The organism is Saccharopolyspora cebuensis, from assembly GCF_039542665.1.
Classification (GTDB): Bacteria; Actinomycetota; Actinomycetes; order Mycobacteriales; family Pseudonocardiaceae; genus Saccharopolyspora; species Saccharopolyspora cebuensis.
On sequence record NZ_BAABII010000010.1, the window covers coordinates 315,096 to 328,255 of the forward strand.

The 13,160-nt window shown below is 73.2% G+C and carries 6 protein-coding genes and 1 pseudogene; all 7 read left to right on the forward strand.

Features of this window, described 5'->3' with window-relative positions:
• Positions 1-75: 75 nt before the first annotated feature.
• Entirely contained in the window at positions 76-5,439 is a 5,364-nt protein-coding gene (locus ABD976_RS15850) for a type I polyketide synthase (protein WP_425570099.1), read from the forward strand.
• A 40-nt stretch (positions 5,440-5,479) separates the two neighbouring features.
• Positions 5,480-8,566 (forward strand): annotated as a pseudogene (locus ABD976_RS15855) (type I polyketide synthase); the annotation flags it as partial.
• A complete protein-coding gene (locus ABD976_RS15860; protein ID WP_345363760.1) occupies positions 8,553-9,326 on the forward strand; it encodes an arylamine N-acetyltransferase family protein in 774 nt (257 codons plus the stop codon). The pseudogene ABD976_RS15855 and the gene ABD976_RS15860, both read left to right, overlap by 14 nt.
• Before the next feature lie 110 nt (positions 9,327-9,436).
• Positions 9,437-11,059, forward strand: coding sequence for a bifunctional 3-(3-hydroxy-phenyl)propionate/3-hydroxycinnamic acid hydroxylase MhpA (mhpA, locus tag ABD976_RS15865; protein WP_345363762.1), 1,623 nt, complete (start codon positions 9,437-9,439; stop codon positions 11,057-11,059).
• Entirely contained in the window at positions 11,056-12,327 is a 1,272-nt protein-coding gene (locus ABD976_RS15870; RefSeq protein WP_345363764.1) for a 3-deoxy-7-phosphoheptulonate synthase, read from the forward strand. Before mhpA ends, ABD976_RS15870 begins: the two co-directional genes overlap by 4 nt.
• Before the next feature lie 2 nt (positions 12,328-12,329).
• The gene (locus ABD976_RS15875; RefSeq protein WP_345363766.1) at positions 12,330-12,617 is read left to right on the forward strand and encodes a hypothetical protein; all 288 of its coding nucleotides are present in this window, start codon (positions 12,330-12,332) and stop codon (positions 12,615-12,617) included.
• 110 nt (positions 12,618-12,727) lie between these two features.
• Positions 12,728-13,129 (forward strand): ChaB family protein, encoded by a 402-nt coding sequence (locus tag ABD976_RS15880; protein WP_345363768.1) that lies wholly within the window; start codon positions 12,728-12,730, stop codon positions 13,127-13,129.
• The last annotated feature ends 31 nt before the right edge of the window (positions 13,130-13,160 follow it).

A 13,160-nucleotide genomic window follows, 5' to 3' on the forward strand; every position in this document is an offset into this window, starting at 1 on the left:
GAACCGACTCCGCACTTCTGGGAAGGCTTGACGATGTCGAATGACGAGAAGCTGCGCGATTACCTCAAGCGCGCGGTGGCGGACCTCCAGCAGACCCGCCGACGGCTCCGCGACGTGGAGGAGCGGCAGAACGAGCCGATCGCGATCGTGGGGATGGCGTGCCGGTTGCCGGGTGGGGTGTCTTCGCCGGAGGGTTTGTGGGATCTGGTGTCGTCCGGTGGTGATGCGGTGGGGGAGTTTCCGTCGGATCGTGGTTGGGACGTGGACGGGCTGTTCGACCCGGACCCGGGTGCGGTGGGGAAGTCCTACGTTCGTCGTGGTGGTTTTCTCGATGGTGCGGGTGATTTCGATGCGGGGTTGTTCGGGATCAGTCCGCGTGAGGCGTTGGCGATGGATCCGCAGCAGCGGTTGTTGTTGGAGTCGTCGTGGGAGGCGTTGGAGCATGCCGGGTTGGATCCGCTGGGGTTGCGGGGTCGGGACGTCGGCGTCTTCTCCGGGCTGATGCACCACGACTACGGCAGCACCCTGCGCGAGCTGCCCGGTGGGCTCGAAGGGTACTTCGGGGTCGGCAACTCGGGCAGCGTCGCGTCGGGGCGGGTGTCCTACGCGCTGGGCTTGGAAGGTCCGGCGGTGACGGTGGACACGGCGTGCTCCTCCTCGCTGGTCGCGTTGCACCTGGCGGTGCAGTCGCTGCGCACGGGGGAGTGCTCGCTGGCGCTGGCCGGGGGCGTCGCCGTGATGGCCGAGCCCGCGGTCTTCGTCGACTTCTCGCGGCAGCGCGGGCTGGCGGTCGACGGCCGGTGCAAGGCGTTCTCGGAAGGGGCGGACGGGACCGGTCTGTCCGAGGGCGTCGGTGTGCTGGTGGTGGAGCGGTTGTCGGATGCGCGGCGGTTGGGTCATCGGGTGTTGGCTGTGGTGGCGGGTTCGGCGGTGAACCAGGATGGTGCGTCGAACGGTCTGACGGCGCCGAACGGTCCGTCGCAGGAGCGGGTCATCCGGGCTGCGCTGGCCAACGCGGGATTGGGTCCCTCCGATGTGGACGCGGTGGAGGCGCACGGGACCGGGACGTCGTTGGGCGATCCGATCGAGGCGGGCGCCCTGCTCGGCACTTACGGTCGGCACCGCGAGGGCGAGCCGTTGTGGTTGGGCTCGCTGAAGTCGAACATCGGGCACGCGCAGGCGGCTGCGGGTGTGGCGGGTGTGATCAAGATGGTGCTGGCGATGCGGCGCGGGGTTCTCCCGGCGTCGCTGCACGTGTCGTCTCCGTCGTCCAAGGTGGACTGGGGTTCGGGTGCGGTGGAGGTGCTGTCTGAGTCGCGGGCGTGGCCGGAGACGGGTCGGGTGCGCCGGGCGGGGGTGTCGTCCTTCGGGGTGAGCGGCACCAACGCCCACGTCGTTCTCGAACACGTCCCCGCCGAGGCCGCCCGGCCCGACGAGCGCATTTCCCCCGGCGTTCCCGTCCCGTGGATCGTCTCGGCGCACTCGCCGGAGGCGCTGCGGACGAACGCCGCGCGCATCGCCGAGGTGATCGAACACGGCCAGGTCGATCGGGCCGATGTCGGCTGGTCGCTGCTGTCCCGCGCGAACCTGGAACACCGCGCGGTCGTGCTGGATGCGGCGCTGGCCGACCTGCGCTCGCTCGCGTCCGGCGACCTCGCGGACGGTCTCGTCACCGGAGTGTCGGGTGTGGATGGTCGCACTGCGTTGGTGTTCCCGGGTCAGGGTGCGCAGTGGGTCGGGATGGGTGCGGGGCTGTTGGGGTCGTCGCGGGTGTTCGCGGAGGCGATGGCGGAGTGCGATGCGGTGTTGTCGGAGTTCGTCGACTGGTCGCTGCTGGAGGTGATTCGCGAGGGCCGGGAGCTGGACCGGGTGGATGTGGTGCAGCCGGTGTCGTTCGCGGTGATGGTCTCGCTGGCTCGGCTCTGGCAGTCGCATGGTGTGGTCCCGGATGCGGTGGTGGGGCATTCGCAGGGTGAGATCGCTGCGGCGCACGTGGCGGGTGCGTTGTCGTTGCGCGACGCGGCCCGGGTGGTGGTGTTGCGGAGTCGGTTGATCGGTGAGGAGTTGGCGGGTCGGGGCGGCATGGTGTCGCTGGCCTTGCCGGAAGCCGAAGCCGCCGAGTTGATCGAGCGGTGGCCGGGGCTGGACGTGGCGGTGGTCAACGGGCCGTCGTCGGTCGTCGTGGCCGGTGATCCCGAGGCGTGCGCTGAGGTCGTGGCCGAGGCGGAGCGGCGGGAGATCCGGGTGCGTCGGGTGCCGGTGGATTACGCCTCGCACAGCGCGCACGTGGAGGGCATCCGCGACGAGCTCACCAGCGTCCTGTCCGACATCAAGCCGGAGAAGTCGGAGGTCCCGTTCTTCTCCACGTTGGACTGCGCGTGGGTCGAGGACACCACGGCGTTGGATGCGGGCTACTGGTATCGGAACCTGCGGCAGCGGGTGCGGTTCGCCGAGGCCACCGACGCGCTGATCGACGATGACTTCCGGGTGTTCGTGGAGGTCAGCGCGCATCCGGTGCTGACGATGGCGGTCCAGGAGACCCTGGAGCGGCGAGCCGAGGTTCCCGCCGTGGTGACCGGCACGCTGCGCCGCGACGAAGGCGACCTGACCCGGTTCGCCACCTCGCTGGCCGAGCTGTGGGTGCGCGGGGTCGAGGTGGACTGGACCCCGCTGTTCCCCGCGGACGCCCGGCGCATCGACCTGCCGACCTACGCCTTCCAGCACCAGCGCTACTGGTTGGCATCGGACCCGGCGAAGTCCGGTGGCGACCTCGCCCTGACGGGTCTCGACGCCGTGGGGCACCCGCTGCTCGGCGCGGCGCTCGCGTTCCCGGAGTCCGGTGCTGCGGCGTTCACCAGCCGGCTGTCGCTGCGGACGCACCCGTGGCTGGCCGATCACGCCGTGTTCGGCACCGTGCTGGTCCCCGGCGCGGCCCTGGTGGAACTGGCCGCCCGCGCCGGTGCGGAGGTCGGTTGCCCGGCCCTCGACGAGCTGGTCGTCGAAGCGCCGCTCGTCCTGCCCGAGGAGTCCGCGGTGCGCCTCCAGGTGCACGTGGACGAGGCCGACGACGCGGGCCGGCGTGCGGTGCGGATCTACTCGCGGCCCGACGACGACGGCGACTGGACCCGGCACGCCAGCGGTGCCCTGTCCGCGGCCCCGGCCCCCGCGGTCCCGGCCCAGCAGTGGCCTCCGGTGGGGGCGCGGCGGGTTCCGGTGGAGGGCTTCTACGAAGGGATGGCGGAGTCCGGGTACGAGTACGGTCCGTCGTTCCGGTGCTTGTCGGCGGCGTGGACCCGGGGTGCCGAGGTGTTCGCGGAGGTCGCGCTCCCGGAGGAGGTGGATGCCGGGGATTTCGGGCTGCACCCGGCGTTGTTCGACGCCGCCATGCAGGCGACCCGGTTCGGCAGCGCCACCGAGGTCGCCGCGGGACACGTCCTGCTCCCGTTCGCCTGGAACGGGTTCTCCTCGCACGCCTCCGGTGCGACGGCGCTGCGGGTGCACGCGGTGTGGTCCGGCGAGGACGCCGTGTCGCTGGCGCTCACCGACCCGACCGGGGCGCCGGTCGCCTCGCTGGAGTCCCTGGTGCTGCGCCCCACCCCGGTCGACCGGCTCCGCCGGGACGAACTGCCGCTGCACCGGCTCGACTGGACCCCGGTGACCACCGGACCGACGACCACGCGGATCGTCCGCCTCGCCGCGGACGCCACCGCGTCGGAGCTGGCGGAGGCGATCGAGCAGGCACCCGACGCCGTGGTGGTGGACTGCACCGGCGGTGGTGATCCGAACCCGGCGGCGGTGCGGTCGCTGGTCGGCGCGGTGCTCGCCGTGGTGCAGCGGTGGCTCGCCGACGACACCGGTCAGCCCGGCCAGCTGGTCGTGCTGACCGAGGGCGGCGTCGAGGTCGCCGCGGACGACGCGGACATCCGTCCGGGGGCCGCCGCGGTCTGGGGGCTGGTCCGGGCGGCGCAGGCGGAGCACCCGGGGCGGATCGCGCTCGTCGACGTCGACGGTGCGCAGTCCGACGCCGCGCTGGCGGCGTTCGCGGCCGTCGACGAACCGCAGCTCGCGGTCCGGGGCGACCGCGCGTGGGCCCCGAAGCTGGTCGCGGCCCCCGGCGACGAGCGCGATGCGCCGGTCCTCGACCCGGCGGGCACCGTGCTGGTCACCGGTGGCACCGGGACGCTCGGCGCCTCGGTCGCCCGGCACCTGGCCGGTGCGCACGGCGTGCGGAACCTGCTGCTGGTGAGCCGCAGCGGCCCGGACGCGGCCGGCGCTGCGGGGCTGGCGGCGGAGCTGCGCGCGCTGGGCGCCGAGGTCCGGATCAGCGCGTGCGACGTCGGCGACCGGGCAGCCCTGGCCCGGGTGCTGGCGGACGTGCCGTCCGACCGACCGCTGACCGGCGTGGTCCACGCGGCGGGCGCGCTCGACGACGGGGTCCTCTCCTCCCTCTCGCCCGAGCGGTTCGACGGGGTGTTCCGGCCGAAGGTGGACGCGGCGTGGCACCTGCACGAGCTGACCGCGGACGCCGACCTCGCGATGTTCGTGTTGTTCTCCTCGGCGGCGGGGGTCTTCGGCGGCGCGGGCCAGGCCAACTACGCCGCGGCCAACGGCTACCTGGACGGGCTGGCCGCGCACCGCAGGCGCCTCGGCCTGCCCGCCGTGTCGCTGGCGTGGGGCCTGTGGGCGGAGGCCACCGGCCTGACCGCGCGGATGTCCGACGCCGACCACGAGCGGCTGGCCCGGGACGGACTGCTCGGCCTCGGCGACGACGAGGGCATGGCCTTGTTCGACCGCGCCGTGCGGAGCGAACGGTCGTTGCTGGTGCCCGCGAAGTTCGACCTCGCCGCGCTGCGGTCCGGTGCGTCCACTTCGCCGCTGCTGCGCGGGCTGGCCGCGCCGACCCGGCGGGCGGCGCCGCGGGCGGGTGCGGTCTCGTGGGCGGATCGGCTGGCCGGGATGGCCGAGCAGGAGCAGCAGCGCACCCTGGTGGAGCTGGTGCGCAGGCACGCCGCCGCCGTGCTCGGCCACCCCTCGGTGGACCCGGTCCGCGCGGACCACGCGTTCAACCAGATGGGATTCGACTCGCTGGCCGCCGTCGAGCTGCGCAACCGGATCGCCGCGGAGACCGGCCTGCGGCTGCCCGCCACGCTCGTCTTCGACCGGCCGACCCCGAACGCGCTCGCGGAGCACCTGCACGACGAACTGTGCGCCACCGACCCCGGCGTCGACGAGGAGCGGTTGCGCAGCGCGCTGGCCAGCACCCCGCTGAGCCGGTTCCGCGAGCTCGGCGTGCTGGAGGCCCTGCTCGGCCTGATCGGCGCCGAGGAGGACGGGGCCGAGGAGGACGGGACAGGTGCCGAGCAGGACGACGACAGCAACTGGATCGAAACGATGGACGTCGACGAGCTCGTGGCCCGTGCGCTGGGCGCGGACAACTGACTCGATCGCGGATGCGGAGATGACGATGACGGGTTCGGACGACAAGGTCGTGGCGGCGTTGCGCGCCGCCCTGCGCGAGAACGAACGCCTGAAGCAGGAGAACACCTCGCTCACCGCCGCCTGGCGGGAGCCGATCGCGATCGTGGGGATGGCGTGCCGGTTGCCGGGTGGGGTGTCTTCGCCGGAAAGTTTGTGGGATCTGGTGTCGTCCGGTGGTGATGCGGTGGGGGAGTTTCCGTCGGATCGTGGTTGGGACGTGGACGGGCTGTTCGATCCTGATCCGGGTGCGGTGGGGAAGTCCTACGTTCGTCGTGGTGGGTTCCTCGACGGTGCGGGTGATTTCGATGCGGGGTTGTTCGGGATCAGTCCGCGTGAGGCGTTGGCGATGGACCCGCAGCAGCGGTTGCTGCTGGAATCCTCGTGGGAAGCGCTGGAACACGCCGGACTGGACCCGCGATCGCTGCCGCAGCGCGACGTCGGCGTCTTCTCCGGCGTCATGTACCACGACTACGGCACCCGCACCCGCGGCGTCCCCGCCGGGCTGGAAGGCTTCCTGAGCACCGGTACCGCGGGCAGCGTCGCGTCGGGTCGGGTGTCCTACGCGCTGGGGCTGGAGGGGCCGGCGGTGACGGTGGACACGGCGTGCTCCTCCTCGCTGGTGGCGTTGCACCTGGCGGTGCAGTCGCTGCGGGCCGGGGAGTGCTCGCTGGCGCTGGCCGGGGGCGTCGCCGTGATGGCGCAGCCGAGCCCGTACGTGGAGTTCTCCCGGCAGCGCGGGCTGGCCGCCGACGGGCGGTGCAAGGCGTTCTCCGACGACGCCGACGGCACCGGGTTGTCCGAGGGCGTGGGCGTGCTGGTGGTGGAGCGGTTGTCCGACGCCCGGCGGCTGGGGCACCGCGTCCTGGGCGTGGTGGCGGGGTCGGCGGTGAACCAGGACGGTGCCTCGAACGGGCTGACGGCGCCGAACGGTCCGTCGCAGGAGCGCGTCATCCGCGCCGCGCTGGCCAACGCCGGACTGGCGCCCTCCGACGTGGACGCGGTGGAAGCGCACGGCACCGGGACCTCGCTCGGGGATCCCATCGAAGCCGGTGCGCTGCTCAAGACCTACGGCCGCCGGGATTCGGCGGCGCCGTTGTGGTTGGGCTCGCTGAAGTCGAACATCGGGCACGCCCAGTCGGCTGCGGGTGTGGCGGGTGTGATCAAGATGGTGCAGGCGATGCGGCGCGGAGTCCTCCCGGCGACGCTGCACGTGTCGGCCCCGTCGTCCAAGGTGGACTGGAGTTCCGGCTCGGTGGAGGTGCTGACGGAGCAGCGGGCGTGGCCGGAGACGGGTCGGGTGCGCCGGGCCGGGGTGTCGTCGTTCGGCGTGAGCGGCACCAACGCGCACGTGGTCCTGGAGCAGGCACCGGCGGGATCGACGGACGAGCGCGCCGACGCCGGAGTGGTGCCGTGGGTGCTGTCCGGGCATTCCCCGACCGCCCTGCGCGCGCAGGCGGAGCGCCTGGGCGACTTCCTCGCGCCGCGCCCCGACCTGCTGCGCTGCGACGTGGGGTGGTCGCTGCTGTCCCGCGCGAAGCTCCAGCACCGCGCGGTGGTCCTGACGGCCGACCACGACCGCATCGCGATGGACCTGGCCTCGGTCGCCTCGGTCGCCCCGGGCCAGGTGTCCGGAACGGCCGATGTGGACGGTCGGACCGTGTTGGTGTTCCCGGGTCAGGGTGCGCAGTGGGTCGGCATGGGTGCGGGGCTGTTGGGGTCGTCGCGGGTGTTCGCGGAGGCGATGGCGGAGTGCGATGCGGTGCTGGCCGAGTTCGTGGATTGGTCGCTGCTGGAGGTGATCCGTGAGGGCCGGGAGCTGGACCGGGTGGATGTGGTGCAGCCGGTGTCGTTCGCGGTGATGGTCTCGCTGGCTCGGCTCTGGCAGTCCCACGGCATCACCCCGGATGCGGTCCTGGGGCATTCGCAGGGTGAGATCGCGGCGGCGCACGTGGCGGGTGTCTTGTCGCTGCGTGACGCGGCTCGGATCGTGGTGTTGCGGAGCCGGTTGATCGGTGAGGAGTTGGCGGGGCGGGGCGGCATGGTGTCGCTGGCGGTGCCCGAGTCCGAGGCGGCGGAACTGATCGGTCCGGGGCTGGAGGTCGCGGTGGTCAACGGTCCGTCGTCGGTCGTCGTCGCTGGTGATCCGGCGGCCTGTGAGGCGCTGGTGGCCGAGGCCGAGCGGTGGGAGATCCGGGTGCGTCGGGTGCCGGTGGATTACGCCTCGCACAGCGCGCACGTGGAGAGCATCCGCGAGGAGCTCACCGGGATCCTGTCCGACATCAAGCCGGAGGAGTCGGAGGTCCCGTTCTTCTCCACGGTGGACTGCGCTTGGGTGGCCGACACCGCGGCGTTGGACGCGGGCTACTGGTATCGGAACCTGCGGCAGCGGGTGCGGTTCGCCGAGGCCACCGACGCGCTGATCAACGAGGGTTTCCGGGTTTTCGTGGAGGTCAGCGCACATCCGGTGCTGACGATGGCCGTGCAGGAGACCTTGGACGCCCACCGCGGCGTGGCGGCCGCGGTGACCGGCACGCTGCGCCGCGACGAAGGCGACCTGACCCGGTTCGCCACCTCGCTGGCCGAGCTCTGGGTCCGCGGCGTGGCGGTGGACTGGTCACCGCTGTTCCCCGCGGACGCCCGGCGGGTCGACCTGCCGACCTACGCGTTCCAGCACCAGCGCTACTGGCTGGAATCCGACGACACGACGAGGGAGACGACCATGTCCGAGCACATCGAGGACGGCGCCGACGCGGCGCCGGAGGAGACCTTCGCCCGACGGTTCGAAGGGCTGCCCGAGGAGGAGCGCGCGCGGCTGGTCCTGGACGTGATCCGGGACGAAGCCGCCGCGGTCCTCGGGCACGCCGACGCGGGGGCGATCGAAGGGGACAGCCCGTTCTTCGAGATCGGCTTCAACTCGCTGACCGCGGTCGAGCTGCGCAACCGGCTGGGCGCGGCTTTCGACCTGGCGCTGCCCGCGATGCTGCTGTTCGACCACCCGACCCCGGCGCTGCTGGCCGAGCACGTCCAGGACCTGCTGGCCGAGTCCGCGGGCGAGCCCACCCCGGAGGTGTCCGATGTTCGACGTTGACGAATACCTGGCGGTCCTCGGGTGCGACGAGCGCCCGGCGGCGGACCTGGAGTCGCTGCGGTTCCTGCACAAGCGGCACCTGATGACGATCCCGTACGACAGCTCGTGGAACGCCGAGCGCGGGATCTCCATCTGGCGCGACGTCGACATCGACGTCGACGCCGTGTTCGAGGCGGTCGTGCGCGGCGGCCGGGGCGGCAACTGCTACGAGCTCAACGGCCTGTTCCGCGCGCTGCTCGACGAGCTGGGTTTCCGCACGGCGGTGCTCTCGGCCGGCATCCGGCAGGTCGACGGCACCTTCGGCCCCGATCTGGAGCACGTGTTCAACCGCGTGGAGCTGGCCGGCCGGAGCTGGCTGGTGGACGTCGGGTTCGTCGGACCGTCCTACGTGGAGCCGCTGCTGCTGTCCGGTGATGAGCAGATCCAGTGCGGTTCGCGGTTCCGGATCACCGAGCAGGACGGCTACCACGTCGTCGAGCGCAAGGGGCGCACCGCGGACTGGTCGCCGGTGTACCGGTTCCGGCCCACCCCCCGGCAGTTCCACGAGTGGAGCGGTGATCAGCCCGCCCTCGTGGAGTTCGCGGAGCGGCTGGTGGGTGCCGGGACGGTCATCCGGGGCCGCGCGTTCGAGACCGGTCAGATGGTCCTCATCGGCCGGCGGTACCTGCACGTCGACGACGGCGCCGAGGCCGTGCGCGTGCTCGTGGACCAGGACGAGCACGACCGCGTGGTGCGCACGATCCTGCGCGCGGAGTCCTGAGTGCCTCCGGTGAGCCCGCCTCGCGGGGCGGCACCCCGGCGGTCCGCTCGCAGGGACGCGGGCAGGAACTCGACCCGGCGATCCGGGCAGCGGAAGGTGGCGAGAAGAGCATGACGAGCAGCAGCCAGGCGCAGCGCTGCGACGTGGCGATCGTCGGGTACGGCCCGGTGGGGCAGGTCCTGGCCGCCCTGCTCGCGCAGCGCGGGCACCAGGTCGTGGTCGTGGAGCGGTGGCCCAGCCCGTACCCGATGCCGCGCGCGGTCTCGTTCGACGGCGAATCCGCGCGCATCCTGGCCTCGGCGGGGGTCGGTGCGGCGATCGGGGAGCACGGCGAGTGCTCCCGGGACTACACGTGGACGAACGGGGCCGGGAGCGTCCTGCTGCACGTCGACGTGCCCGAGCGCGGCTACTCCGGCTGGCCGGACTCCACGTCGATGTACCAGCCGGGCATCGAAGCCGCCCTCGCCGAGCGGGGCGCGGCGCTGCCGGGGCTGCGCGTCCTGCGCGGTTACCAGGCCGTCGAGCTGACCGACGGGCCGGACTCCGCCGAGCTCGTCGTGGAGGGCAGCGGCGGCGAGCGGCTCGGGATTTCGGCCGATCGGGTCGTCGGGTGCGACGGGGCGAACAGCTTCGTGCGCGCCGCCACCGGCATCACCAGCACCGACCTCGGTTTCTCCAACGACTGGCTGACCTGCGACGTCGTCCCGAAGGACGGGCGCGAGTTCACCCCGAACAACCTGCAGGTGTGCGATCCCCGGCGGCCCGCGACGGTCGTCTCCGCCGGGCCGGGGCATCGGCGGTGGGAGTTCATGCGGTTGCCGGACGAGTCGGTCGAGGAGCTGCACCAGGCCGCCGCGGTGTGGGACCTGCTGGAGCCCTACGGCATCACGCCGCGCAACTCGGAGCTGGAGCGCTACGCGCTCTACACCTTCGAAGCCCGCTGCGCCGACGTGTGGCGTTCCGGGCGCGCGCTGCTGGCCGGGGACGCGGCGCACCTCATGCCGCCGTTCGCGGGGCAGGGGATGTGCTCCGGATTCCGGGACGCCGCCAACCTCGCCTGGAAGCTCGACCTCGTGCTCAGCGGTTTCGCCGGCGAGGAGCTGCTGGAGACCTACCAGGAGGAGCGGCGGGCGCACGTCCAGCACGCGCTGCGGATGTCGGTCGACCTGGGCAAGGTCATCTGCCAGACCGATGTCGCCGCCGCGCGGGACCGCGACGAGGTGATGGTCGCGGCCCGGGAGCGGGGCACCAGCGGGGTGCGCCCCCGGTCCTCGGTGCAGCGGCTGACCGCCGGGCTGCTCCCGGCGGCCGGCGGTCCCCGGGCCGGTGAGCTGGTCCCGCAGGCCGACGTCGCGCGCGGCGGCCGGACCGGCCTGTTCGACGACCTCGTCGGAGGCGGGTTCGTGCTGCTCGTGGCCGACGATGCCGTGCTCGGCGGTGGGGTGCCGCCGTTCCTGCGGGAACTCGGCACCGCGGTGGTCCGGCTGCTGCCCGCCGGGACCCCGGCGGAGCGGGCGGGTGGTGACGCCGTCGTCGACGTCGACGACGTCTACCTGCCGTACCTGGCGGAGACCGGGTCGGGCGCGATCCTCGTCCGACCGGACTTCTACGCGTTCGGCGCGGTCGACGACGCCGCGGGGCTCGCGGCCGCGTCGGAGGAACTGCAGTCCAGGCTGGCGCCGCCGATCGGCGCGGGCTCCGGTGGACCGAACGGATGGAGAGGCGCACCATGATCCCCCAAGCGTGGCCGCAACCCGCCGCCCTGCCCTCGCTCGCCGGCCTCCGGGTCGACCTGGAGGCCGCGGTGGCGGACGGCATCCCGCCGGACCGGCGGCGCGAGCTGGACGAGGCGCTGGCGCGGCCCGCGGCGCAGCAACCCGACTGGCCGGACCGGGCCGCGCTCCGGGCCGCGACCGGGGTGCTCCGCGCCGCGCCCGCGCTCACCTCGCCCGCCGAAACCCGGCGGTTGCGCCGGGAACTGGCCGAGGTCGCCCGGGGCCGGGCGTTCCTGCTGCAGGGCGGCGACTGCGCGGAGACCTTCGCGGGCGGCACCGAGCAGCACCTCGGGGGCACGGTGAACCTCCTGGCCAGGATGGCCGGGGTGCTGTCCGGGGCCGGGCTGCCGGTGGTCAAGCTCGCCCGGATGGCCGGGCAGTACGCCAAGCCCCGCTCCAAGCCGACCGACGTGCTGGGGCTGCCCGCGTACCGGGGCGACATCGTCAACGGGGTCGACCCGACCCCCGCGGCGAGGCGGCCCGACCCCCACCGGTTGGTGCGGGCCCACGGCCACGCGAGCAGCACGATGAACTTCCTCCGGATGCTCCAGGAGCGGGAGGACCCGGCCGGGAAGCGGCTGTTCACCAGCCACGAGGCGCTGCTGCTCGACTACGAGCGGGCCCAGCTCCGCGTCGACCCGGACGAGGACCTGTACGCGACGTCGGGCCACTTCCTCTGGATCGGGGAGCGGACCCGGCAGCCGGACGGCGCGCACCTCGCCTTCGCCGCGCTGCTGGCCAACCCGATCGGCGTGAAGATCGGGCCGAGGACCACGCCGGAGGAGGTCGTCGAGTACGCCTCCCGGCTGAACCCCGGCCGGGTCCCCGGGAAGCTGGCGCTGATCAGCAGGATGGGGTGCGAGGCGGTCCGCGACGCCCTGCCGCCCCTCGTCGAACGCGTCGAAGCCGCCGGGCACCCGGTGGTGTGGGTGTGCGATCCGATGCACGGCAACACCCACGAATCCGCCTCCGGCTACAAGACGCGCGACGTCCAGGACGTGGTGCGCGAGGTGCGCGGCTTCTTCGACGTCCACCGCGGGCTCGGCACCCACCCCGGCGGGGTGCACCTGGAACTCACCGGCTCGGAGGTGACCGAATGCGTCGACGGCGCCACCGGCGACGCCGACCTCGCGGGGCGCTACGAGACCGCGTGCGACCCGAGGCTGAACCGCAGGCAGTCGCTGGACCTCGCGACCGCCGTCGCAGCGATGCTCCACCGGAGGTGACGATGTCCGACGCCGAACTCCGCCGGGTCAACCACCTGGTCGGCCAACTGCGCCGCTCGATCGACTCGCTGCGCCGCGACCACCGGAACTGCCCGGCGGTGCGGCGGCTGCACAACGCCGTCGAGCTCCTGGAACTCGACCTGACCGACGGCCTCCCGGCGACCTGCGCGGACCGCCGGGAGGACCGGGGCGTCGTGCTCATCCCGGACACGCCCCACGACCCCGAGCTGTGGCGCGACGCCGACGACGAGGGCATCGGCGGTTTCCGCAGGTCGGTGGGCTCGGCCTGAGCCGCGGGTGGAGCGGTGCGCCGGAGGCCCCGCTCCGCCCCCGGTACGTTTGCGCGCCGGTGGATCGGGAAACCGCTGGGGAGCCGAAACGAGATCCGGAGGTGAGAGCTGTGCCGGGACGCCAGGAACTCCCGTCCACCCTCGAGCGGTCGCCGCGGGCGGCGCAGCGGACGTGGATCAAGGCCCACGACAGCGCCGTGCGCACCTACGGCGAGGGCCAGCGCGCCCACCGCACCGCGTACTCGGCGCTCAAGCACGACTTCGAGAAGGTCGGGGACCGCTGGAAGCCCAAGGAGGAGCGCGGACCCTCGGACAAGCAGGCCCGGCGGGGCGCGGGTCAGCGGGAGAAGCCGACCGCCGGCGGTGTGGACGCCGGCGCCAGCAAGCAGCACCTCGTGGAGCGGGCGCGGGAGCTCGGCGTCAAGGGCCGGTCGTCGATGAACAAGCCCCAGCTCGTCGAGGCGCTGGAGAAGGCCAGCGGGCAGCGGACCCGCAAGGCCCGGAAGCGGTGAGGTCCGGGCGGTCCGGCGCGCGCCGCGGTGC